Origin of the sequence: Roseofilum acuticapitatum BLCC-M154 (assembly GCF_030068475.1) — a bacterium.
GTDB lineage: Bacteria > Cyanobacteriota > Cyanobacteriia > Cyanobacteriales > Desertifilaceae > Roseofilum > Roseofilum acuticapitatum.
The window spans coordinates 1-22,057 of sequence record NZ_JAQOSP010000080.1; the positions used below are offsets into that span (position 1 = coordinate 1).

Sequence of the window (22,057 nt, forward strand, 5' to 3'; positions counted from 1 at the left end):
CTAAAATAGGGCATTAGCGTAGGGTGGGTTAGGCGGCTAAAACCTAGACTGTGAAAGCAATCTATCAATCCGCCGTAATATCAAGTTCGCTTATTCATGTCCGCGAAGCGGAAATACCCTAATTAAAAATCCAGGGAGCAAGATGCTCCCACTCCAGTCATCTCAAGGGATTTGAGGAGTGCGGGCATCTTGCCCGCTTCTTAACAAATTTTCATGTCCGCTTGCGGAAACCGGACTTGATATAACCCACCATTTTAGGGTTATCACGGCACTACCCATCTGACCCCAAAAATCAACCTTTCTGAAACACAACCGAAAGATTATTAGCTGGCATTTCTATCGTCTCTAAATGACGTAAATCGTGACTCTTAGCAACCTCAATCACATCCTCTAAATTCCGCACACCCCAAAGCGGATTAGAAGCGCGTAGAGAGCGATCGAAAGCTTCATTACTCGCAGCCGTATGTTCCCCATTTTGTTTATAGGGTCCATATAAATATAAAATCCCTTCAGAAGGTAAAACCTGTTCAGCGCCAGCCATCAACCCCAAACACACCGCCCAAGGAGAAATATGAATCATATTAATACAAACGATCGCCGCAATCTCTGCTTCATAACCCTTTAAATCCCAAGGTATATTTTCGGCATCTAAACCAATCGGAGGATACAAAAAATCACAAGGATCGTCCCCTTGCCAAGCCTTAATACTCTCTAGAGACTGGGGATTGCAGTCTGAAGGTAACCAAGATCTCGGTTGTAAGCAAGGGGCAAAAAACACCGCATGTTCCCCCGTTCCACTAGCCACTTCTAAAACTGTTCCTGTAGGGGGCAATACCCGTTGTAAAATCTCTAAGATCGGTTCTCGGTTCCGTTGAGTTGCGGGGGCATATTGTCGTAAATTAGCAGTCATAGATTCAGAATTGAGTTAACTTCAGGTAATTTTTATTTTAAGATTACCTGACTAATATTGACAATCCCTTTTACCTGTGCCACAGTATGCAAAATCTCACCTGACAATCCTGATTATGGTTTACCTAAAAAAAAATCCTTTTTTTCCTTAATTTTGGCTGCCCTGATTTCCACCCCTCTGTTAATTAGTTGCAACTCAGCATCCGATTCAGAAACAACCGCCACAGAAGCTGAAAATACAACCCTTCAATCAGGTGAAGCTTGCGCCCCAGAAATAACTGAGATCAAATTTGGAATTTTAGCGGCTGAATCAGAAGAGAATTTAGACGCAATATGGACTCCCTTATTAGAAAAAATGCAAGAGGCGATCGCCCGCCCAGTTTTACCCTTCTACGGAGACTACAATAACCTCATTAGTGGCATGGCAGAAAACGAAATTCAAATCGCTTGGTATGGCGGAAAATCCTATATTGAAGCCGTAGAAAAATCCCAAGCAGAAGCCTTTGCCCAAACCGTCAGCAGTCAAGGTTATTTAGGGTATTATGCCCATTTAATTATGCATAAGAATAATTCATTGTTGGAGCAAATAGACCTCGAAAAAAGCAATGGAGATCAAGTTTTTTTACAAAATTCAGAGAATTTGAACTTTGCGTTTAATGACCGTCAATCTACATCCGGTTTTCTCGTTCCTACCTATTATCTATTCATTCAAAATAATCTTGAACCCCAAGATATCTTTCAATCAGTATCCTTTTTAGGCTCCCATGAAGATACGGCTTTAGCAGTTGCCAATCAAGAAGTCGATGTGGCAACGAATAATAGTGAAGCCCTACAGCGCCTACAACAATCGAATCCAGAAGCGTATGAACAGATTCAAGTCATTTGGACTTCTCCCGTTATTCCTGGAGATCCCCTAGCCTATCGTCGAGATTTACCCGATTGTCTGAAAACCGAAATTCAGGACTTTTTCTATAAATTGACTGACCCAGAAATCTTGGAACCTTTGATATGGTCAGGATTCGATCCAGCCACAGATCGTACTTGGAATGTGATTCGAGAATTGGAAGTAGCTAGAGAGATTGAAACGGTTAAACAGGATGATACCCTCAGTACAGAGGAAAAAGCGACTAAACTAGAAGCATTGCAAGAACGACTTAAAGAACTTCAGTAAACCATGTCTATTCGTGTCAAATTTATCCTGGTTACTCTAGTGTGTTTAGTGGTTGTCATGGCCACTGGCGCTTGGTATATCAATCAACTACAAACTCAGGTTTTGGAAAAAGAAGCCCAAAACCGGACTGAACTGGTGCTGCATTTTACGCAAGCCACCCAAGACTATATGACCCACTCCCTACGACCTGCGGTAGAGCAAATAACGGATAATCTACCCATTGAGGTGTTATCTGCTAATTTTGCTACTCGTGAAGTGGTTGAGGAGTTCAATTTAGCCTTACCTGAGTATACTTACAAACCGGCCACCATTAACCCAACCAATCCTATAGATACTGCTAATGAATTTGAAGTCAGCATTATTGAAAAATTTCGTCAAAATTCTCAGCTAGAAAAATTAACCGGTTACATAACATTAGATCATGAAGAACGGTTCTATTCAGCCAGTCCAGTTCAAGTTTTTGCGAGTTGTTTGCGATGCCACGGAGATCCAAAGATTGCACCTAAACCTGTTATTCAACGCTATGGATCTATCAATGGTTTTGGCTGGAAAGTGGGCGATATTGTCGGAGCTTTAATGATTTATGTTCCCATTGCTGATTTGCGAGCTAATTTTGCTTCTACTTTGAATAATCTATGGATAACTTTTGCCCTATTAACTATAGTAGCCACTATGGTGATTTACTTTGGGTTTGGCCAATTGGTTGCTCATCGTTTAACCCGGATTTCTGGAGTGATGAGTCAAACCGCAGCTAACCCGACTTCTAAGTTAACCCTTTATGACCGTACTAAAGATGAAATTGGTCTGATGGTTCGGTCATTTAATCGTATGTCTGAAGGTCTCTATATTCTCTATACCCAACTTGAAGATAAAGTGCGAGAAAGGACTGCACAGTTAACTGAAGCGAATGACCAAATTAAAACTCTAAATCATAAACTAAGTGCGGAAAACTCTCGGATGAGTTCGGAGTTGGAAATACTCCAAAAAATGCAGGCAATGATTTTACCAAAAGCTTCGGAGTTATCGAAAATAAAAGATTTAGATATTTCTGGATTTATGCAGCCAGCAGAAGAGATTGGCGGTGATTATTATGATATTTTGGAAACGGAAGGAGGGGTGACTATTGGCATTGGAGATGTAACCGGTCATGGCTTAGAGAGTGGGATTTTAATGGTGATGACACAAACGGCGATTCGGACCCTGAAAGAAAGTGGTGAACAGGATTTGATTAAGTTTGTTGATATCCTCAATCGGACGCTATATGATAATGTGCAGAGGATGGAAGCGGATCGAGATTTAACCTTATCAATTTTGAATTATGAGCAGGGAACACTACAAATTACTGGACAACATGAGGATATTATTGTGGTTCGTGCATCTGGAGAAATTGAGCAGGTGAGTACGGTTGATTTGGGTATTCCCATTGCTTTTGATGAAGAAATTATGCCGTTTTTAGATCAAGTCTCTCTTGAGTTAAACCCTGGAGATGGGATGGTTTTATATACGGATGGGATTACGGAAACAACAAATAGTCAACAACAACCTTATGGAATAGATCGTTTATGTGATGTCATTCATCGCTATTGGAGTTTAAGTGTTGAAGAGATTAAACAAGCGATATTGAATGATTTTTATGAGTTTGTTGACCATCAAAATTTAGTGGATGATATTACCCTTTTGGTGATTAAGAGGAAGGAACAGAACTGAGTCCGGCTACTTGTAATTTATAGGGAGGTTATGGTAACAACAGAAAAGTGAATCGCGATTGCGGATAGTTGCTGATTATTTTTTTTAGTGCTATAATCGAGGATTAGAGGAATTTTGATGTCATATTGCAAGAGGAACAATGACGATTACAGAAATACGAGAGGATGATTACTGTATTCAATATGATTCCTCATTAACTACAGTATACTTTGAAGGTAAACTAAGTCTCAGAGATCCTTCGGAGTACAGTCCTATCACTGACTTTCTTGAAAATGTAGTCAGTTCCCAATCAGGGGATTTAACCTTAGATCTTCAGAAGCTGGAATTTCTTAATAGTTCTGGAATTCGAGTCCTTTCTAAATTTGTTTCTAATATCCGAAAAAATAAGATAGATATTCAGCTAAAGGTGTTAGGCTCGAAAGATATTGCCTGGCAAAGTAAGTCTTTGAGAAATTTACAGAAGTTTATGCCAAATTTGGTTTTGGCGATTGAATAGTATCAGGGGTAAGAAAAGGAGGATAAAACACAAAAATTGACTTTTGTTGTTGGGTTTCACTACATTCTACCCAATCGGTCTATTATCTATCTTGTTTGTTTAATTTATTACTAATGTTTATGGTTGACTCCCTCGATTATCTTGAATTTCCGTCCTCTAGTCCATCCCCCCAGGGTGTAGTCATTTTTCTCCATGGTTGGGGAGCAAATGCCCCAGATTTATACCCGTTAGCTGAAGTGCTGAATTTACCGGATTATCATTTTATTTTTCCTAATGCGCCTTTTCCCCATCCGCAAGTTCCGGGAGGACTGATGTGGTATGACTTAAATTTTCCTAATCCTCAACAACTTGAAGCTTCTTATCAGCAGCTCAAAGGGTTTTTAGAAGGGGTATCAGAAGCCACCGGAGTTCCTTTAGAAAAAATGGTTTTAGCTGGATTTTCGCAAGGGGGAGCAATGACGTTGCAAGTGGGGTTTTCTTTACCCTTAGCGGGGTTAATTTGCATGAGTGGTTATTTACATTCAGAGGTTAAATTTTCTTGTCAACCTCCGGTGTTTATTTTTCATGGTCGTTTTGATCCGGTGGTTCCCCTGGCTAAAGGAAAAAATGCCTGTGAGGAGTTACAAAATAAAGGAATTGCGGTAACCTATGAAGAGTTTGATATGGCCCATCAAATTATTCCTGAAGAGTTGGAGCGGGTGCGCCAAGTGTTGCTTGATTTGTTGGGATAGTTTAGGAAATTAAGGGGAAGTTACGGATGGTGAATGTAAGACAAAGAATCTGGAGTTGGGGGGCGATCGCCGCTTTAGCTGTCTCTTTTACGGGTTGTGGCTCTTCTCCAGAGGAGATGGGTGCTTCTCCTGCTCCTGTGGAACCGGTGACGCTGACTCCGGAAGAAGTGCAAAATTATGCTAGAGTGATTCTAGAAATTGAACCGATTCGCGAAGTGGCCCTTGGCCAAGTGCAAACCTTAATTGATAGTGGTGTCGCGCCGATTATTATTTGTAACGATCCCCAAAGTCTGGCAGGTTTATCTTCGGAAGTGACGGAAGTGATAGTTAATTATTGTACTCAATCTAAGGAGATTAATGCTAAATATGGCTTTACTCCTACGCGCTTTAATGATATTACCCGTAATTTAAATACTGATGCTCAACTGAAAGCTCAAATCGATCAAGCCCTGTTAGCGCAAGTAATGAACCCAGAGATGACAGCACCGGAGGCTTCTCCATCAGAAACACCCCCACCGGAAACTCCAGACTTAGGCCTGTAAATTTAAGCTGGAATTTAAGCTTGAAACTGTTGCATTAACCAAGCGGTGGTAGCTGACTGATTTTCTTGACGCGATCGCACTAAAGCTTGCTCTAGGATCTCTAACCGCAATCCCGGTAATACTTGCGACTCGCGGATGCGTCGAGAACTGCCATCGGGGGCGATCGCAAACGCGATAATTTCCTGCTCTTGCACATTCACAATCCAATATTCGGGAATTCCTAACTCCTCATATTGCAATCGTTTTGCTCCCAAATCGTCCCCTAGAGAGGTATCCGAGATTTCAATCGCCAAACTCGGTAAAGGGTACATCTCTACATCAATCACCCTCGTTCCCCAAGGAATGACATCTGCATTTTCCCCAATATAATAAGACGCATCCGGCTGAAACTCAGATACTCCTGATCGACGATAGGAACAATTATCTTTTGCTGTCATTGGTATGCGCTGATGAGCCGCAAAAAAGGAAAGAGCAAACAAAATTAAAGCATGATCGTTAGAATGATCGGAGCCAGTAGCCATGGTTTCAAATCTCATCCTTCCCTGATAATAATAACTTTTGAGCTTGTCTGATTCTGGGGAATCAGCCTGTTGTACAAACACATCCCAGGGAGCAGATAGCCAAGTATTTAACGGGATTTCTGTGGTTAATTGCAATAGAGTCGTCATATCAATTAAAAATTAAAAATTAAAAATTAAAAATGGTATAACCTGCAAGTACGATTAGGTTGATTATAGCTTCACTCCTTGAGGTTGGAGAAATGGAATAAGAATCTGGGCAGTTGCGGGAGCGAGTAGTACGCCATTACGATAATGTCCAGTAGCAAGCCATACTTGCTCATGACCGGGAAGTTGACGAATAATGGGCGCGGGTTGGTTGTGGGGACGGGGGCGTAAACCTGACCATTGCTGGGTAATATTTAAATGTTGGAGACCGGGACAAAAGCCGATCGCCGCTTCAATCACCCCATTAAGCAACTGCTCATCTGCCATCACCTCACCTTCTTCGTCCGGAAATTCCACCGTAGCCCCCACCCAATAGCGACCTGCTTCTAACGGAACGAGATGCACATCACCAGAGGTAATCACGGGTTGAAACTCCGGATCGCCTAAAATTTCCCCTTCATAGGCGATCGCCTGACCCAAAACTGGGCGAATATCTAGAGGACTCTGCAAATATTGGGCGAGAAATGGACTGCCTAAACCCGCAGCAATAATCACGCGATCGCCTTGCCATGCCTGAGATGCCGTTTGCACAGTATAACCCCCATCATCCTCCGCCACCAGATTAACCACCTCTTCCCCAAACTCAAACCGCACCCCCCGAAGTTGAGCCGCCTGAATCAAACATTCGGTTAAAATTTGGGGGTGAACCTGGCGATCTTGGGGAGAATACACCGCTCCCAGACAACCCTCAACCATCAAATGGGGACACCGTTCTTGTAGGGTTTCTCGACTCCATAATTGCAGATCCCATCCTTGTTTTTGGCGAGTTTCGGCTAATTTCTGTTTTTGCTGCCACTGTTTTTCATCGCTACAGAGCATCAAAATCCCTTGGCGGTTATAGGGAATTTCCCGCTCACAGAGGGCTTCTAGTTCGGGGATTAAGGTATCATAGCGGCGAATACTGGTCTGTCGCATTTGCCAGGCTCTACCCTTAGTTTTCTGGCTAATGCATCCCATCAGCACTCCCAAGGCGGCGCTAGTACAGCCTTGCACTCCAGGGGTGCGATCGATGACGGTAATTTCAACTTCTGCAACAGAGGAGAGTTCATAGGCGATCGTTGCCCCAATTACACCCGCTCCAATAATGAGGATTTGCGTCATATCAAGTTCGCTTAAATACCCTAATTAAAAATCCAGGGAGCGAGACGCTCCCACTCCAGTCATATCAAAGAATTCGAGGAGTGCGGGCATCTTGCCCGCTTCTTAACAAATTTTCATGTCCGCTTGCGGAAACCGGACTTGATATCATATCAAATCCAGCTAAACAGTTGTCATTGCGATCGCACAGAAGCAATCCCTGAGATTTGGATATTGTAGAGATTGCTTCATTCCGCTTCACTCTATAGCTAGTCTAAATGAGTTGTACAACATCAGGCGTTTTTGAGAAGATTCCTAAAATAATAGCTTCTTGCCGGTGAATAGCAACGACTAATGCCGGTCTGAGCTTATAACTAGCGAGATTACTAAAAGGAAAAGCCACTAACCAGATTTCATGAATTTTAGGATTCATAAATCTCTTCCTCTGGATCGTTCCATTCTGGGAAACCGGTTTCAGCCAGTTGCATGAATTCTTTGGCTTCCAGAGCTTCTCTAATTTCCTCAATCAGTTGATTAATTTCTTCTACCGGTAATTGTAGAATCATAGATTTGATTTGTTCTTGAGTCATGTTCTGAGTGGCCATAATCACTCAACGAATATAAAGTAGCAATCTATACACTTTGTCGTCTTAGAAAGGGAATCAGAGCCTCGCAGACTTTTTCCGGCCAGTCTTCTTGGGCATAATGACCCACTTCTTCTAAGGCAATAAATTCGGCTTGGGAGACCTTAGAAATTGCCTCTTTTGCGCTCGACTGTAATAACCAGGGATCGTTTTCTCCCCAAATGACTTGCAAGGGTTTTGACCATTGGGGGAGGGTGCTGCTAATTGTGGCTAAACTCGATTTTAGGTTCAGATTTCGCAAGGTTGCCAGTAGAGCGCGTCCAGCGGCCGAACTTTCCAGGAAGGGACGACGATAAACATTAAGGTCTTTGTCATCGACTTGATAGGGCGATCCTCCTTCCAGGGTGCGATCGACAATGAGGGGATCTTGGGTCATCATTTCCCCGGCTAGGGGTAGAGTAAATTGCTGGATTTTCCAGGGGAGTTTGTCCTGGGGACTTAGGGGCATGTTAATCAGGCTGAGGCGATGGATGCGATCGCCATTTTCCAGAGCATAAAGCAGTCCGGGAACACTGGTGTAGCCTTGCAGCACCAGGGAAACTTGCTCCAATTCTAGACTATCGATGAGGTCACCTAAAGCTTGAGCAAAGGCTTCTGGAGTATAGGCAAAGTCCCGCTTTTCTGGTTGTGATGATTTCCCCGCACCGATCCAGTCGGGGGCGATCGCCCAAAACCCTTGTTCCGCCAAAGACGGCATCACCTCCCGCCAACTATAGCCTTGGGAGAGTAACCCATGGAGCAAGAGAACCGGGGGTTTATCAGTAGCTTGCATCGGTTGCGCTTGGCGATAAAACCACTCTAGGGAACCGACTTTAATTTGCTTCTCCTCTATAGACACGCTTGTTGCTTGGCTCCATTTCATTGTACTGGCACGGAGTTAGCATACCGTGGTTTTTGTCTCCCTGAATAGCCCATCCTTCCTGAGTCCAATTGTTAAATTTTGTTAAAAATCGTCATTTTGTAGCGTTGACTACAAAATTATCTGATATAGTTAAAAATGTAAGGAAAAAACCACTTAATAAAACAACTGGAGAAAAATTATGTTATCTACTAACGATCAAGCCCGCGCTTTAATGCACCGCCATCATCACCTCGTAAAAAACCGTCAACAGTCCATGCTCAACCGCTCTGCTGCTGAAGTAGGACTAGACACAACCGGCGACTACTGGAATAACATTCAAGGCAAACCCGTTGGCGGAGTTAGTGAAGCTTATGACCGCAGTGGTTCATCCATGAGCTAGATCCCAAAGGGATGAGAAACTTAAATAAACCCTTTGTATTTGAATAATATCGGTAGGACGTTTCTGAATCAGAAGCGTCCTTCGTTTTATGGGATGCCAAGAGTGCGGGCATCTTGCCCGCTTCTCTTTTCCCATTACCCGCTTCTCTTTTCCCATTACCCGCTTCTCTTTTCCCATTACCCGCTTCTCTTTTCCCATGAACCGCTTCTCTTTTCCCATGAACCGAACTTGATATGAGAAACCCGGTTTTGATCGCAACAATCTAAGCGCTGCCCGCTTTCACCAAATCAACCGGTGAGCTGGGTTGATTTTTCTGGTAATCGGTGACAATTTTGCGGAATTGATCGCCCTCGATGGTTTCTTGGTCTAATAAAATATCCACCAGTTGATCCATTAAGGGACGATGTTCTCGGAGCAATTTCCGAGCCTGTTCATGACAACGGACAGCAATTTCCCGCACTTGGCGATCGATTTGGGTGGCGACTTCTTCCGAATATTCGGAACGAGTCATTAAATCTCGGCCTAAAAAGACCTCACTATTGCCACTTTCGAGGGCTAGAGGCCCCAAATCAGACATGCCATAACGGGTGACCATTTCCCTAGCGAGTTTAGCCACACTTTCGATATCGCCACTGGCTCCTTTGGTGACTTCGGCATAACCAAATACTTCTTCTTCAGCCGCTCGTCCACCGAGCAAGATAGTAATTTGATTGAGTAACCAAGCGCGGCTGTAGAGTCCACTGTCGATGATATCTTCATTGAAGACTTGTTGGGCAAAGCCGCCAATGCCTCCGGAACGGGGAATGATGGTGACTTTGTTCAGGGGATCGGCTTTTTTGAGCAGGGTCATTAAGAGAGCATGGCCGGTTTCATGGTAGGCAATGAGGCGCTTTTTCTTGCTGTCGAGCAGGGGATTTAGGGTGAGGCCGATGGTGATGCGATCGATCGCATCATTAATTTCTAGAGGAGTGATGGCTTCCTTGCGCCGTCTAGCGGTGAGAATAGCCGCTTCATTGAGCAGGTTAGCCAAATCTGCACCAGAAAAACCAGGGGTGCGTTGGGCGATCGCCTCTAAAGACACATCCGCCGACACCTTCTTATTGCGAGCATGAACCTCTAGAATCCCCAACCGGCCCTTATAGGTGGGTAAATCCACCGTTACCTGACGGTCAAAACGACCGGGACGCAACAAGGCCTGATCCAGCACATCCGGGCGGTTAGTCGCGGCAATTACAATCACGCCACTGTTACCTTCAAACCCGTCCATTTCCGTCAACAATTGGTTCAGGGTTTGCTCCCGTTCATCATTCCCCCCGCCAATACCCGCACCCCGTTGACGGCCCACGGCATCAATTTCATCGATAAAGACTAAACAGGGAGCATTTTCCTTCGCTTTCTTAAACAAATCCCGAACCCGCGAAGCGCCGACTCCGACAAACATCTCCACAAACTCGGAACCGGAGATGCTGAAGAAAGGAACACCCGCTTCACCGGCGATCGCCTTCGCCATCAGGGTTTTCCCGGTTCCCGGAGGCCCCACTAATAACACCCCCCTAGGAATTTTCGCCCCAATCGCCGTAAACCGCTCCGGTTGCTTCAAGAAGGTGACCACCTCTTGCAACTCTTCTTTGGCTTCCTCCACTCCAGCCACATCATTAAACACCACCCCAGTTTTGGCCTCCATCTGGAACTTGGCCTTAGATTTGCCAAAATTCAACGCATTACCGGCCGACTGGGAAGAGCGCTTAATAATCATCATTAACCCAATCACCACCAACAGGATTAACAACAAATTGGCCACACTACTAACCACCATCCGATTATCAGCGCTGGCCTGTTCCCCAAAGCTCACTTTATTGGCTTTCAGGGCTTCAATCAATTCGGGGTTGCGCTCAAAAATCACCACATTTTGCTGGCTCTCCGATCCCTCTAACTTGACTTGGGCGCGGTTTTTAGTGGGGTCAATGTCCACATGCTCCACTTCTCCCGCTTCAATTTTGTCCAACAATTGAGTATAACTGAGGGGCTGGGACTGAGCCTGGACGGGACGATTTAAGAGACTCCAGGTGAACAACAGGGAACTACTCAGGGCTAAGGTAGCGCCCAGAGACATTCCTTTACGTTTGAAGGTTTGAGCCATGGTTTTGAATTGAGAACTGTTCATAGCGTCAGATCGGGTGGTGCGATCGCCCAAGAATAATTAAATGGATACTTTCAGTTTAACTGGGTTATGGGTTATGGGTCATTTCTCTCCATCCCCCCATCCCCGAATCACCCCTTGACCCCGGAGTAAGCCCGTATTGGCTCCCGGACAGATATACTCTAAGGGTTGATCTTTAAAAATCTCGCGCAACCGTTGGACGCTGGCCAGTTGTCGCTTCCAGTGGAAGGTTTTGCTCGTGCGTAGGGGAGTGGGATAACCTTGGCTATTGGGGAGCAGATGGCGACCCGTAAACAAGATTCCCCCTAGGGAAGGATCGTAGAGACATGACGATCCGGGAGAATGGCCTGGAGTCCATAAGGCTCGCATTTGTTCCTCAGAAAAGGTTAATTCGTGGTGGAATGGGGTTACACTCAAGTTGGGTAACAGATAAGCCTCTTGTTCTTGGATGATGACTTCACAGTTAAAGGTTTGTTGAATTTCACGAACTTTGGCGATCGCCCCCCGATGAGTCAAAAATAGAAACTGTACTCCTCCTTGGTTTTGTAAGAAGTCTTGGTTGGTCTGATTCCAAGCAGGACAATCAATGAGGATATTGGCACAGTTGCCTACAATAAAATAAGAGGTTGCTCCCAAGGTCTCTCGATTGGGGGGAAAGGCGAATCGGTTTTCTAGAATTACCTTGGGTGATTTCGGAGACTGGCTTTGCTCCTTGGGATTTGCATGATTTAAAGATGCCATGATTTTGTTATTTCTACTGTTACTTGGACTAATCACTTATTTCATTGTGCAGCGTGGTGTGGCCAGCAGCACAACGACTCCCGTTTGGATGTTGTGGTTGGTGATGATGACTCCAGCTCTGGCCTGGACGCTGTGGATTTTGATTCAAGGAGAGGATCAACCGCCACCTTTGGGGCTGATGATTGCCTTGTTCCTCATTTCTTCTTTGTTATATTTATATCTGATTCAGGCGGGACGGTCTTCACCGCCCGATCCTGCTACAGATGAAGGTCAAGAGCAGTCTAGAGTTACTTCTACGTCTAGTTTAACCGTAGAACAACAGAAACAATTACAACAGTGTTTTCCTTGGTCTGCCTATGCGCTTCATGAGACGGAGTTTAAGGGCCAGGTAGTCATTTGTCGCGGTCAGTTGCGGACTTCTTCGGAGGTGGCCTATCAGACGGTGCGGGAGAAAATTGAGGCTCAGTTTGGCGATCGCTTTTTGATTGTGTTTCAAGAGAGTTTCGAGGGTAAGCCGTTTTTTATCTTGATTCCCAATCCCCAGTTTGAAGCGAAAACCCCCCAACCTCGCCTGACTCGACCGATGACTGCTTTGGGATTGTTGGCGCTGACAGTGTTAACGACGACATTGATGGGAACTCTGGCATTTTCCGATCTGGTGTCTCCAGAATTGGAAGCTAACCCCAATTTACTGTTGGAAAATCCTAGTCTTCTGGCTCCGGGTTTGCCCTATGCGATCGCCTTAATGACCATTTTGGGGATTCATGAGTTAGGCCATTATGTTATGGCTCGTCGTTACAAAATTAAGGCCACATTGCCCTATTTTATCCCTGTGCCCTTTTTCCTGGGAACCTTTGGCGCTTTTATCCAAATTCGCTCCCCCATCCCGAATCGTAAGGCCTTATTTGATGTCGGAATTGCTGGCCCCTTGGCCGGTTTGGTGGCAACCCTTCCCATCTTTCTTTGGGGATTGTCCCTCTCGGATGTCATTGCAGCCTCGGAAAATACGAGCATGTTTAATTTTGATTCCCTCAATCCTAAAGCAACAGTGGTGTTAGCAATTTTGAGTAAAATCGCCCTGGGAAATCAGTTAACGGGGGATATGGCCCTGAATCTGCATCCGGTGGCAGTGGCTGGATTTTTAGGTTTGGTGATTACTGCTCTAAATTTGATTCCCGTGGGTCAATTGGATGGGGGTCATGTGGTTCATGCGATGTTTGGTCAACGAACGGCGATCGCCATTGGTCAAATTTCTCGCTTATTGGTGTTAATTTTGGCTTTTTTACATCAAGAGTTCCTCTGGTGGGCGATCTTTTTGTTGCTGATGCCGATCGCCGATGAACCGGCATTAAATGATGTGACAGAATTGGATAATGGGCGGGATTTCCTGGGATTATTGGCTTTGGTCATTCTGGTGATGATTGTCCTACCCGCTCCCCCTACTTTAATTGAATGGTTCTATGGCTGAGGATATTCGACAGTGGTTAGATCAAATTCGTCAATTGCAAGAGCAAATGAGGGATTTGCAACAGGAGTGCGATCGCGCTTACGCTAGTGCAGCTAATTGGCAGCGTTTGTATGAAACGGAGGCCCAACAGCGCCGTAATGATACCCAGCGCACGGGAGAAAAGATTAAGCAGCTTAAAAGTCGGGTGCAGAGCTTGCAGCAACCTAAAGCTCAGTTATCTGGGAATATTGCTCCAGTGGAAGAGGAGGTAGAGAACTTGTCCCCAGAGGAGATGAAGGTGAAGTTAGTGGAGATCTTACAAGAGCGCGATCGCCTTTTGCAAACGGTTAGCGCTCTCTCCCAAGCCCTGGAAAGGGAGAAAGAGCAACACAGTCAAACCCGTCAGAACTTAACTTCAGCCTTGGGAGATGCGATCGAGCGTTTGAATCAATTGAAAAATCGGTAAGCTCTATGGGGATGTTTTCCCTTGGCTGGCTTCACAAGGGTTATCCTCGAATCTTTACATCATTTTATTAGGATGATTCATCTTCAAGAGGCGATCGAGTTTCTCGTTAGATACTCTCCTCTGTCTTCACTTTTCATCCTCAGCATCTGAAGGCAAGGCTAACTTGATGTTGATATCAATAGAGATGGTATGTTGTTCAACCCCTAAATTGACAATTTTGACCAATGGCTCAATAGGTACAGAAGAATTTGTCTTAGATTTTACAGCAGATTCAGATTGCCTTTTGTATCCCGCATCTTCCAGCAAGTTATCAATATTTCTCCAGTTCTCGATCTTCTGGCTCGGTACATCCGGAAGTTGTTTGAGGTATGGATATAAAGTTTTACAAACATAGACTTCGACTCCCTTGCCACTGAGAACCAGTTTCTTGGCTATCTCCCTAGGACTGCAACCACAGAGCAACCCCCGCAAATACAGCTTTTCCCGTTCAGTCAATCCCTTTCTAGCACGAGGTACACACTGCCGTTTTGCTTCTGCTAAATCTCGGTACAGCCGTTCGAGATCCCAACGATCTGCTGCCTCAGAAAATATCTCATCGGTAGACATTGCAAGGAGTTTAGGTATCTTGATAGTGTAATCCTAACCAAAACTTACAGTCTCGGTTAGTCGTTGAATAGTAGTAACTAGCTTAACATGGGTAGTGGCGACCAGTCTATTTTCAGTCTAAGTGAATTTTTCTCAGGGCGATCGCTCAAAGGCAGCCAAAGACAGGGTAAGCATGGAAAACATGGCAAAAGTAACAGAGTGTAAAGTTTTTGAGTATCAGCCCAAGCACAGTGGCTTGAATATCGCTTTACTTCCTCAATCTCTGCTGGACAAGCTGCGTCAGCTTTGTGATACCGATCCTGTCTTTGTGGAAATCACATCAGTTCCTAACGGTACGATAGCTTATGGCTATGCCTGGTATGAAGAAAATGAGCATTTGGAGAATCCTAGCACCGATCAGTGCGCGATCGGACTAGAGCCAACTTTGATGGATACTTGCTTAGTCAGTCCGGGGGATGTGGTTCAATTAAGAGCGTTGAGAACAGATGAAATTCAAAATGCAGTTAGCTTAGAAGTACAATTACTTGGTGAAAACAAGGACAAAATCCAGACTGAAGAAGATTTAGAATGTGTCAAAAATCGTATCCTAGGAGGGGACGTAATCTTAGCTAAAGATAGCCGATTTATTGTACCAACACGAATTGCTCAAGTAACGCATCAATTGCTTTTTCGAGTCTTAGAAGTAGAACCATCAGATATACCCGTAAGATGTTACGACAAAACAATCATACAATTTAGGGATATATCTATCAAAGCTAAAAAATCGACCGTTAGCTTTGCCGATGTTGGCGGATTGAAAAAGCAGATCGGTTTACTCCGAGAGGTAATTCAGCTACCGATGGAGTACCCAGAAGTTTTTGTGAAATTGGGCATTAGTCCCCCCAGAGGTATCCTTCTCTATGGCCCTCCTGGTAATGGAAAGACCCTTCTAGCTCGCTCTTTAGCTAATGAGATAAAAGCAAGTTTCCATACTATCAATGGGCCAGAATTAATGTCTAAATTTGCTGGCGAAGGAGAAAGAAAGCTGAGGCAGGTTTTTGAAAAAGCTCGCCAGAATGCACCCAGCATTATTTTCTTTGACGAAATTGATTCTTTCGCTGGTAAGAGAGATTCGTTTACAGCAGAATTTGAAGTTCGGTTAGTTGGTCAACTCTTGTCCATGATGGACGGATTAGCAGATCGAGGTAATGTGGTGATCATTGCAGCTACTAATCGTCCAAATTCTATAGATCCTGCATTACGCAGGCCTGGCAGATTTGACCGCGAAATTGAAGTTAGCTTGCCTTCGGAATCAGATCGACTAGAAATTTTGCAAAAATATGTTAGAGGTATGGATTTAAATCCAGACATTAATCTCCAATCTTGGGCTAAGAAAACTTCTGGTTATGTTGGAGCAGATTTAGCGGCTTTGGCAAGAGAAGCAGCTATTCGTTGTTTAAGGCGAGTGTTTGAGCTTGCACCAACAGGAAATTATGCTCAAATTGGAGAAGTTTGTATCACTAATCAAGACTTTTCAGAAGCATTCAAAGAGTTACAGCCCACTACTTTAAGAGGTTTACCCAGTCAGTCCGATCCTAAATCATGGGATGAACTGCTAGGCTTGACTAGCATTAAAAATAGACTTTTAACTCTGATAGAGCCACCGATTAATACTCCAGAGCAACTCAAAGAGATAGGATTAACACCACCGACAGGAGTGCTTTTAGCAGGTTCTCCTCAATCAGGAAAGAAATCTTTAGCTTTAGCTCTAGCGGCTAAACTCAATATTCAGTGCATTTCTGTAAAAGGCTTGGATTTTATCCATCCAGACCCTAATAACTCACTACCAACACTGGGAGAGATATTTCGTAAAGCTAGGTTATCAGCACCAGCCATTATTTTGCTAGACAAAATAGACCTAGTATTCTCCACACAGTTTAGAGAAACAAGAGAAAGCTTTTTGTTCGCGGAGGATTTAGTTGATGAAATAAGAAGAAATCGGCTGTATGAAAATGTCTTTGTCATTGCTACAGCCAGAACGGTTGAAGGTTTACCACAAATTTTGCTCGATCCCTCTGTATTCGGTCATGTCCTTTATATACCCATTCCTTCCCAGGAGGATTATGAAGTGATTATCAGATCTAAACTGGGTAACTCCTTCAGATCTGACATAGAGTACAAGGACTTAGTAAAAGCTGTGAAAGGTTTAAATAGTGGAGAGGTAATTTATGTTTGTGAAGAGTGTCTGAGAATGTCTCTGAGAAATGGGACAGCAAGTCTTGATGATTTTAAGAAAGCTGCCCAAATCGTAACAGAGAGTAAGACCAAAATTTGTTCGCCATAATGACAACAAGTATTAAGTTAAAGAGGAGTATATCACGATGGATCAACGACAACAACAAGAGCAACTTCAGTTTAATCTTCAGATAACTGACGATACATGGGAACGTTTACTTTGTGCATTGGAACGTTTGGAACAAGTAACTGAAGGTCAGCAGAGTCCCCATGCAGTTGCTACTCGTCTAGATCGACATAAAGACAAAGGCAATATACAAGAGTCTGTCCATGAAGTAGAGCTTGAAGTACAATTGCAGATTCAGGCATTCAAATATGTAGTCTCTCCTGTACGTGGAGAAGCTGTACCATGGCTTGTGAAGGACTTTGCTGGTTGGATGGCAGGGCGTAAAAGACTGCCTTTAGGCCCCACAGATGATTACGCAATACCAGTTCTTCAGTGCATTATTGGAGAAAAATTCACCCTTCCAACTCTTACCGAGTTACCATCGACTCCAACTTCTGAACATGATATTCGAGAAACAGTAGAGCAAGTAGGAAAAGATCTTCATGAAACTGATAAAATTCAGGACAGTTTTTCAACAAATCAAAGTCAAGAAGCTTCTCAGCACCTGCATGAACGAGGTGGATTTGTGGATGGAATGGATCGTATAAAAGAAATTGCAGAGTCGCAAAGACAACATCGCTGGTTCAAGCGTTTTTGTGATGCCAAATATTGGAAGACAACAGAATAAATCTAAATCTCAATAATTTTACCTATAGGATGGTTGTTTTTCAATCATTTTTTTGAAAAAACTTTGAAAGCATAGCCCTTACAAATGACCACATATTACGATTTAAGAATTCGCTGTCCTGCTTGCATGAATATGGGGTTATCTGGGGGCGTTCCTTCCTATTGGTATCACGATGGATGTGGTGGAAGGCTTCAGGTTGGCAATAATGCTTGCTATAGATGCAGTATTTGTGGATATACCTCTCACATCAAAAACTGGCGATATGCTTGTGCATCTCATCAAGGTAGTTTTCGGGAAACTAGAGCGAATCACTTCGCTACTGCTATTACAACTGCTGCTCAACTGGTAAATACTGGTGGAAAACTCTGGCTGCTCACACTTTTACACAACTTGGAAGATTGGTAGACTCATTAATTTATTAAAGGATGAGGTATCTTGAAATGGCTACTTACTATGATTTGATAATCCGCTGTCCTGCTTGTCTAGCTGATAACAAGGAACCGGGACCGGCTTCCCAATGGTATCATGGAAAACCTGGTTGTAATGGTAAAATTCAGATTGGGGACGATGCACAAATGAAGTGTGCTAGTTGTGGGGAGGCTTTTCACCTCAAAGTTGCACGATATGCACACGAAGGCTATCACTCTGATTATAGAGCAACTACACCAGCACACTTTGCTAGTGCTATTTCCACAGCAGGTCAAGTCACAAGCATTGCTGGAAGACAATGGCTGATCAAGCTACTTGAAAACATGGGAGAGGATTGGTAAACACGATGTCTACAGATCAAGATCAACCAACAACCGTTGAATATCATGACTTAGTGGCCTATCCTCCTGGGTCAGAATCGACAGAACAGCACCAATGGTTACATTTCCAATGTGAAAATCCTCTTCAGATTGGAAATGATGGCACAATTCGCTGCGAAAAATGCAATATACAGCAATCAGCATTAACTTGGTACAGAAGAGATGAAATTCATTTATCAGAAACTGCTCCGGAAGTCAAACAACTAGATATGCCATCTGTCGTATCATTTGGTGGTCAGATAGCAAGTATAGCTGGGGCAAAATGGCTGAGAGAATTTCTGAGTCGCTTGACGGAGGAGGAATAACGAGGGAAACTTGTAACCATCTTTCCGCTTGGTTGGGAAGTGTCTATAACCAACAAGAGGCGATCGCAGCGATCGCCTCTTGTTGGCACACTTTGAGTCAAATCTGATTCAAGGCTTCATCGACAGATAAAATGGGAATCAGTATATTTGGAAAACCTGTATCACGAGTTACAACTCCATCTAAACCTTGATCCATGGCACATGCGACCTGGACAGCATCTTCAAAATCAGTACAACCAACAGTCAATGCTGATTCTAAAGTTTCTCGATTAACTGGACAAATGGCCATTATGTCAAGTGTGGCAACAACAGCCTGTTGAGCCTTATCAATACTTGCTGTATGCCTTCTGGCAATATAAAAAATATTGGTTAGAGTAGTGGCAGTAACATATCCTATAATGTTATTGTCATGAATGGCTTGAAACAGTCGTTCTGCATCTTGATAAAATGGTTCTCGTTGCAATAAAAAATCCAATACAATATTAGTATCGATTAAAAATTCCACCTAAAAGTACCTCGCAGTTTTTTGTGCCTAAAGATACTTATTTATCCGCCTCTCTTCTAGCATCGCCTCCACTTCCTCATCAGTCGGTGCAGGTTTATCGGTTTTTAACAAGCCTCGCATTTGTTCAATTGCCTTAGAGCGTTCTGCGGTAGAACTCCTCGATTCGGGTAGAGAATCAATGATAAAACTGACTAATGATAGACGTTCTCTCACCGAGAGCTTTACTACTTGCTGTTTAACTTCTTGTAGTGACATAACACTTCTGGAATTGACTGGATCTTGTAGTTAGTAGTATAGCCTTTCTCGATTACATGAGATATCGCCCTCTCCCCCAACCCCCTCTCCCACGGGAGAGGGGGCGAAAAATTTTTCGCCCCTACAGCTCTGATTCTAAAACCAATCAATTCATAATCTCAATTTCACCCCCCTTGTCAGCCACCTCATAGCCAAAAACGCGGGAATAAAAGTAAAATTCCCCATCAAGAGCGCGTTTAATATTTTCGGCTTTGCGGAAGCCATGTTGCTCTCCTTCAAAGGCAACATAAGCAACGGGTAAACCCTTTTCTTTTAAGGCATTAACCATCATTTCTGCTTGGTTGGGGGGCACGATTTTATCTTCGAGTCCCTGGAAGAAGGCGACGGGACAGGAGAGTTGTGCGGTAAAATGAATGGGCGATCGCTCAACATAAACCTCCTTACATTCAGGATACGGCCCAATCAAGCCATCTAAATAGCGTGATTCAAACTTATGGGTATCCGTGGCTAGAGCTTCTAAATCGCTCACTCCATAGTAACTCGCTCCCGCCTGAAACGTATCCCGGAACGTTAGAGCGCACAGGGTGGTATAGCCTCCCGCGCTTCCCCCAGAGATGGCTAACCGATTTTCGTCTACCTTACCCTGCTCGGCCAGATATTTGGCTCCATTGGCGCAGTCATCCACATCCACAATACCCCAAGCGTCATTTAACCGTTGACGATACTCCCGACCATATCCCGTACTACCGCCATAATTAACATCCAAGATAGCAAAGCCGCGACTTGTCCAATATTGCAGCTTAAGATTAAAACTACTCGAAGTTGCAGCCGTGGGGCCTCCATGACTTTTCACCAATAAGGGCGGTTTTTCCCCTGCTGGTGCTTGATAGTCCTTATTTTGGGGCGGATAATAGAACCCATAAGCGGTTAAGCCGTTTTCTGTGGGAAAGGAAATGGACTCTGGAACGGAGAGATAACCGGGATCGATCGCAAGCTGGCTAGACTTATAAATAATCTCTAGATTGTCGCCCGATATATCCAGTTGAATTAAGGCACTCGGTTGGGTTGCTGATGCTGCTGAGAGGATAATCTGATTTCCGCGCACTTGGGGAGCAGACAGACTCGTGTAGGGAGTGGAAATAACCTCTAAAGTTTTGCTGCGGGTGTTCAGTTTAGCCAGCGTATCATTGCCATTTTCCGAATAAATACAGATGATGGTTTCTGCATCAGCAAACGTATAGGTACTCATGCCAAATACCCATTGAGGAAGGCCAAACTCTGCGTTTTTGGGGAAGAGAGGGTCTACAGCACTACCTTTCCAGCGATAGAGATTCCACCAGTTGGTGCGATCGCTCACAAAATACAATACCCCATCCGGTGACCATTGGGGTTGAAAGATCGATTCCGTCGTACTTCCCGCCACCAAGGTTGCTGTGCCTAATGTACCATCCTCATTCACTGGCGCAATCCATAGCTCAGTTCCGTCCCAAGGCATATTGGGATGATTCCAGCAGATCCAGCAGAGTTGGGAACCATCCGGACTTAACCGGGGACAAGCGTAAAAATCATAGCCTTCAGTCAGAGTAGTAGGGTTACCCGTTTCTAGGTCAATGCTAACGATGCGGTTAACTGGTTCTCCCTCACCGCTATGGTCTTCTTGCACAGAAATCAAACCGTTGCGGCGCGAGTCTAAACGGAAATCAGCATAACGGCATGAACCTTCACCTGTCAAGGGTTTGGGGTCTTCCCCCACCGGTTGCCGATAGAGCCGTTGATCGGAAAAATTCACAAAATAGACCACTCGTTCGTCTATTAAGTAAGCGCCTCCTCCATATTCATGAACCCTGGTTCGCACATTGTAGGAAGTGGGGGTAATATCCTGGGTTTGTCCGTCTGGAGTGCGTTGGACAATGACGCTACGTCCTCCTTCACTCGGACGACCTTCTGACCAGTATAAGTAATCTCCATCGATTCGAGGGCCGCCAAGGGCGATCGCACCTGCCACAATTAAGTCTGAGGTAATGGGAGATCTCCAAGATCCATAGGGACTCATTTGGGGTTCAGTCATAGGGGAGAGGGTCATAAGGTCTGCACCGTTTATGGTAATCGGGAATGGGAAAATGGGAAATAGCACCGTCTTGGTGTTAACTATCTTTCTTATAATCTGAGTGAAGTTTAGAGGAAGTCTAGTCTGATGTCTGATGTGATTACGGCTCAAGTGAGCGATCGCATTTGTAAGCATATGAATGAAGATCATGCTGATGCGATCGCCCTATATGCAAAAACCTTTGGGCAAATGCCCTTAACCGATAGCGCTAAGATGGAGGCTATTGACCCGGATGGCATGGATCTGACCGCTCAGGTCGAAGGTCAATCAGTTTCCTTACGGATTGCCTTCGACCATCAATTGGTGGATTCTGAAGATGCTCACCAAACCTTAATCGCGATGGTCAAACAAGCCAGGCAAAAGTCTTCGGCTTAAGGGTTGGGGCGATGGGTTAGGCGAGACCA

The 22,057-nt window shown here is 44.3% G+C and carries 25 protein-coding genes and 1 pseudogene; 14 read left to right on the plus strand and 12 right to left on the minus strand.

Annotated elements, in window-relative coordinates:
* Window positions 1-292: 292 nt before the first annotated feature.
* On the minus strand, window positions 293-910 hold the full coding sequence (locus PMG71_RS11405) for a DUF938 domain-containing protein (protein WP_283753808.1): 618 nt from the start codon (window positions 908-910) through the stop codon (window positions 293-295).
* Between the two features lie 57 nt (window positions 911-967).
* Between PMG71_RS11405 and phnD the strand changes: the two genes are divergently transcribed.
* From phnD to PMG71_RS11430, 5 genes are all read left to right on the plus strand, one after another.
* A complete protein-coding gene (gene phnD / locus PMG71_RS11410; RefSeq protein WP_283753809.1) occupies window positions 968-2,080 on the plus strand; it encodes a phosphonate ABC transporter substrate-binding protein in 1,113 nt (370 codons plus the stop codon).
* A gap of 3 nt (window positions 2,081-2,083) precedes the next feature.
* Entirely contained in the window at window positions 2,084-3,787 is a 1,704-nt protein-coding gene (locus PMG71_RS11415; RefSeq protein ID WP_283753810.1) for a c-type heme family protein, read from the plus strand.
* A gap of 139 nt (window positions 3,788-3,926) precedes the next feature.
* Window positions 3,927-4,283 (plus strand): slr1659 superfamily regulator, encoded by a 357-nt coding sequence (locus PMG71_RS11420; protein WP_283753811.1) that lies wholly within the window; start codon window positions 3,927-3,929, stop codon window positions 4,281-4,283.
* A 119-nt stretch (window positions 4,284-4,402) separates the two neighbouring features.
* The gene (locus PMG71_RS11425) at window positions 4,403-5,014 is read left to right on the plus strand and encodes an alpha/beta hydrolase (RefSeq protein ID WP_283753812.1); all 612 of its coding nucleotides are present in this window, start codon (window positions 4,403-4,405) and stop codon (window positions 5,012-5,014) included.
* A 26-nt stretch (window positions 5,015-5,040) separates the two neighbouring features.
* Window positions 5,041-5,556, plus strand: a complete 516-nt coding sequence (locus tag PMG71_RS11430) for a DUF4168 domain-containing protein (protein WP_283753813.1) — start codon at window positions 5,041-5,043, stop codon at window positions 5,554-5,556.
* Between the two features lie 14 nt (window positions 5,557-5,570).
* Here the strand turns inward: PMG71_RS11430 and PMG71_RS11435 are convergent, their stop codons facing one another.
* The 5 genes and pseudogenes from PMG71_RS11435 to PMG71_RS11455 all read right to left on the minus strand — a co-directional run bounded on the left by PMG71_RS11435 (window position 5,571) and on the right by PMG71_RS11455 (window position 8,840).
* Window positions 5,571-6,224, minus strand: coding sequence for a Uma2 family endonuclease (locus tag PMG71_RS11435; protein ID WP_283753814.1), 654 nt, complete (start codon window positions 6,222-6,224; stop codon window positions 5,571-5,573).
* Between the two features lie 63 nt (window positions 6,225-6,287).
* A complete protein-coding gene (locus tag PMG71_RS11440) occupies window positions 6,288-7,382 on the minus strand; it encodes an NAD(P)/FAD-dependent oxidoreductase (RefSeq protein WP_283753815.1) in 1,095 nt (364 codons plus the stop codon).
* A gap of 271 nt (window positions 7,383-7,653) precedes the next feature.
* Window positions 7,654-7,791: pseudogene (locus tag PMG71_RS11445) on the minus strand (type II toxin-antitoxin system PemK/MazF family toxin); the annotation flags it as partial.
* Window positions 7,781-7,963: a hypothetical protein gene (locus PMG71_RS11450; protein WP_283753817.1), complete on the minus strand. Its 183-nt coding sequence runs from the start codon at window positions 7,961-7,963 to the stop codon at window positions 7,781-7,783. The pseudogene PMG71_RS11445 and the gene PMG71_RS11450, both read right to left, overlap by 11 nt.
* A 28-nt stretch (window positions 7,964-7,991) precedes the next feature.
* Complete coding sequence (locus PMG71_RS11455; RefSeq protein WP_283753818.1) at window positions 7,992-8,840, minus strand: alpha/beta fold hydrolase; 849 nt, start codon at window positions 8,838-8,840, stop codon at window positions 7,992-7,994.
* 202 nt (window positions 8,841-9,042) lie between these two features.
* On the opposite strand from PMG71_RS11455, the gene gifA reads away from it, so the two are divergent.
* Window positions 9,043-9,243, plus strand: a complete 201-nt coding sequence (gene gifA / locus PMG71_RS11460; RefSeq protein ID WP_283753819.1) for a glutamine synthetase inactivation factor IF7A — start codon at window positions 9,043-9,045, stop codon at window positions 9,241-9,243.
* A gap of 262 nt (window positions 9,244-9,505) precedes the next feature.
* Here the strand turns inward: gifA and ftsH are convergent, their stop codons facing one another.
* Both ftsH and PMG71_RS11470 read right to left on the minus strand, forming a co-directional pair.
* Window positions 9,506-11,407 (minus strand): ATP-dependent zinc metalloprotease FtsH, encoded by a 1,902-nt coding sequence (gene ftsH / locus PMG71_RS11465; RefSeq protein WP_283753820.1) that lies wholly within the window; start codon window positions 11,405-11,407, stop codon window positions 9,506-9,508.
* Between the two features lie 78 nt (window positions 11,408-11,485).
* Window positions 11,486-12,145 (minus strand): MBL fold metallo-hydrolase, encoded by a 660-nt coding sequence (locus PMG71_RS11470; protein WP_283753821.1) that lies wholly within the window; start codon window positions 12,143-12,145, stop codon window positions 11,486-11,488.
* Here PMG71_RS11470 and PMG71_RS11475 point away from each other — a divergent pair.
* Window positions 12,144-13,613 carry a site-2 protease family protein gene (locus tag PMG71_RS11475; protein ID WP_347179257.1) on the plus strand — a complete coding sequence of 490 codons (1,470 nt, stop codon included), beginning with the start codon at window positions 12,144-12,146 and terminating at the stop codon, window positions 13,611-13,613. The genes PMG71_RS11470 and PMG71_RS11475 overlap by 2 nt on opposite strands.
* Window positions 13,606-14,058 carry a hypothetical protein gene (locus PMG71_RS11480; RefSeq protein ID WP_283753823.1) on the plus strand — a complete coding sequence of 151 codons (453 nt, stop codon included), beginning with the start codon at window positions 13,606-13,608 and terminating at the stop codon, window positions 14,056-14,058. The genes PMG71_RS11475 and PMG71_RS11480 overlap by 8 nt, the downstream gene beginning before the upstream one ends.
* A gap of 126 nt (window positions 14,059-14,184) precedes the next feature.
* Here the strand turns inward: PMG71_RS11480 and PMG71_RS11485 are convergent, their stop codons facing one another.
* The gene (locus PMG71_RS11485) at window positions 14,185-14,664 is read right to left on the minus strand and encodes a helix-turn-helix domain-containing protein (protein ID WP_283753824.1); all 480 of its coding nucleotides are present in this window, start codon (window positions 14,662-14,664) and stop codon (window positions 14,185-14,187) included.
* Window positions 14,665-14,836: 172 nt separating this feature from the next.
* Here PMG71_RS11485 and PMG71_RS11490 point away from each other — a divergent pair, with 172 nt between their 5' ends.
* The 5 genes from PMG71_RS11490 to PMG71_RS11510 all read left to right on the plus strand — a co-directional run bounded on the left by PMG71_RS11490 (window position 14,837) and on the right by PMG71_RS11510 (window position 18,786).
* Window positions 14,837-16,987: an AAA family ATPase gene (locus PMG71_RS11490; protein WP_283753825.1), complete on the plus strand. Its 2,151-nt coding sequence runs from the start codon at window positions 14,837-14,839 to the stop codon at window positions 16,985-16,987.
* Between the two features lie 37 nt (window positions 16,988-17,024).
* Window positions 17,025-17,672: a hypothetical protein gene (locus PMG71_RS11495; protein ID WP_283753826.1), complete on the plus strand. Its 648-nt coding sequence runs from the start codon at window positions 17,025-17,027 to the stop codon at window positions 17,670-17,672.
* 84 nt (window positions 17,673-17,756) lie between these two features.
* Window positions 17,757-18,077 carry a hypothetical protein gene (locus PMG71_RS11500; protein ID WP_283753827.1) on the plus strand — a complete coding sequence of 107 codons (321 nt, stop codon included), beginning with the start codon at window positions 17,757-17,759 and terminating at the stop codon, window positions 18,075-18,077.
* 35 nt (window positions 18,078-18,112) lie between these two features.
* Entirely contained in the window at window positions 18,113-18,442 is a 330-nt protein-coding gene (locus PMG71_RS11505) for a hypothetical protein (RefSeq protein WP_283753828.1), read from the plus strand.
* 5 nt (window positions 18,443-18,447) lie between these two features.
* The gene (locus tag PMG71_RS11510) at window positions 18,448-18,786 is read left to right on the plus strand and encodes a hypothetical protein (protein WP_283753829.1); all 339 of its coding nucleotides are present in this window, start codon (window positions 18,448-18,450) and stop codon (window positions 18,784-18,786) included.
* A gap of 97 nt (window positions 18,787-18,883) precedes the next feature.
* On the opposite strand, the gene PMG71_RS11515 is transcribed toward PMG71_RS11510, so the two are convergent.
* The 3 genes from PMG71_RS11515 to PMG71_RS11525 all read right to left on the minus strand — a co-directional run bounded on the left by PMG71_RS11515 (window position 18,884) and on the right by PMG71_RS11525 (window position 21,614).
* Window positions 18,884-19,291 (minus strand): type II toxin-antitoxin system VapC family toxin, encoded by a 408-nt coding sequence (locus PMG71_RS11515; protein ID WP_283753830.1) that lies wholly within the window; start codon window positions 19,289-19,291, stop codon window positions 18,884-18,886.
* A gap of 27 nt (window positions 19,292-19,318) precedes the next feature.
* Window positions 19,319-19,546: a hypothetical protein gene (locus PMG71_RS11520; protein WP_283753831.1), complete on the minus strand. Its 228-nt coding sequence runs from the start codon at window positions 19,544-19,546 to the stop codon at window positions 19,319-19,321.
* A gap of 145 nt (window positions 19,547-19,691) precedes the next feature.
* Window positions 19,692-21,614 (minus strand): S9 family peptidase, encoded by a 1,923-nt coding sequence (locus PMG71_RS11525; protein WP_283753832.1) that lies wholly within the window; start codon window positions 21,612-21,614, stop codon window positions 19,692-19,694.
* A 126-nt stretch (window positions 21,615-21,740) separates the two neighbouring features.
* Between PMG71_RS11525 and PMG71_RS11530 the strand changes: the two genes are divergently transcribed.
* The gene (locus tag PMG71_RS11530; RefSeq protein ID WP_283753833.1) at window positions 21,741-22,028 is read left to right on the plus strand and encodes a DUF2470 domain-containing protein; all 288 of its coding nucleotides are present in this window, start codon (window positions 21,741-21,743) and stop codon (window positions 22,026-22,028) included.
* Window positions 22,029-22,057: the final 29 nt, after the last annotated feature.

Excerpts from the sequence above, each read along its gene's own strand:
- PMG71_RS11495 (WP_283753826.1), top strand. The coding sequence starts at position 17,025 with ATGGATCAACGACAACAACAAGAGCAACTTCAGTTTAATCTTCAGATA.
- PMG71_RS11420 (WP_283753811.1), top strand. The coding sequence starts at position 3,927 with ATGACGATTACAGAAATACGAGAGGATGATTACTGTATTCAATATGAT.
- PMG71_RS11485 (WP_283753824.1), bottom strand. The coding sequence starts at position 14,664 with ATGTCTACCGATGAGATATTTTCTGAGGCAGCAGATCGTTGGGATCTC.
- PMG71_RS11475 (WP_347179257.1), top strand. The coding sequence starts at position 12,144 with ATGATTTTGTTATTTCTACTGTTACTTGGACTAATCACTTATTTCATT.
- PMG71_RS11450 (WP_283753817.1), bottom strand. The coding sequence starts at position 7,963 with ATGGCCACTCAGAACATGACTCAAGAACAAATCAAATCTATGATTCTA.
- PMG71_RS11505 (WP_283753828.1), top strand. The coding sequence starts at position 18,113 with ATGGCTACTTACTATGATTTGATAATCCGCTGTCCTGCTTGTCTAGCT.
- PMG71_RS11480 (WP_283753823.1), top strand. The coding sequence starts at position 13,606 with ATGGCTGAGGATATTCGACAGTGGTTAGATCAAATTCGTCAATTGCAA.
- PMG71_RS11415 (WP_283753810.1), top strand. The coding sequence starts at position 2,084 with ATGTCTATTCGTGTCAAATTTATCCTGGTTACTCTAGTGTGTTTAGTG.
- PMG71_RS11405 (WP_283753808.1), bottom strand. The coding sequence starts at position 910 with ATGACTGCTAATTTACGACAATATGCCCCCGCAACTCAACGGAACCGA.
- PMG71_RS11435 (WP_283753814.1), bottom strand. The coding sequence starts at position 6,224 with ATGACGACTCTATTGCAATTAACCACAGAAATCCCGTTAAATACTTGG.
- PMG71_RS11510 (WP_283753829.1), top strand. The coding sequence starts at position 18,448 with ATGTCTACAGATCAAGATCAACCAACAACCGTTGAATATCATGACTTA.
- PMG71_RS11430 (WP_283753813.1), top strand. The coding sequence starts at position 5,041 with ATGGTGAATGTAAGACAAAGAATCTGGAGTTGGGGGGCGATCGCCGCT.
- PMG71_RS11490 (WP_283753825.1), top strand. The coding sequence starts at position 14,837 with ATGGAAAACATGGCAAAAGTAACAGAGTGTAAAGTTTTTGAGTATCAG.
- PMG71_RS11525 (WP_283753832.1), bottom strand. The coding sequence starts at position 21,614 with ATGACTGAACCCCAAATGAGTCCCTATGGATCTTGGAGATCTCCCATT.
- PMG71_RS11520 (WP_283753831.1), bottom strand. The coding sequence starts at position 19,546 with ATGTCACTACAAGAAGTTAAACAGCAAGTAGTAAAGCTCTCGGTGAGA.
- PMG71_RS11470 (WP_283753821.1), bottom strand. The coding sequence starts at position 12,145 with ATGGCATCTTTAAATCATGCAAATCCCAAGGAGCAAAGCCAGTCTCCG.
- gifA (WP_283753819.1), top strand. The coding sequence starts at position 9,043 with ATGTTATCTACTAACGATCAAGCCCGCGCTTTAATGCACCGCCATCAT.
- PMG71_RS11530 (WP_283753833.1), top strand. The coding sequence starts at position 21,741 with ATGTCTGATGTGATTACGGCTCAAGTGAGCGATCGCATTTGTAAGCAT.
- PMG71_RS11425 (WP_283753812.1), top strand. The coding sequence starts at position 4,403 with ATGGTTGACTCCCTCGATTATCTTGAATTTCCGTCCTCTAGTCCATCC.
- PMG71_RS11440 (WP_283753815.1), bottom strand. The coding sequence starts at position 7,382 with ATGACGCAAATCCTCATTATTGGAGCGGGTGTAATTGGGGCAACGATC.
- ftsH (WP_283753820.1), bottom strand. The coding sequence starts at position 11,407 with ATGAACAGTTCTCAATTCAAAACCATGGCTCAAACCTTCAAACGTAAA.
- PMG71_RS11500 (WP_283753827.1), top strand. The coding sequence starts at position 17,757 with ATGACCACATATTACGATTTAAGAATTCGCTGTCCTGCTTGCATGAAT.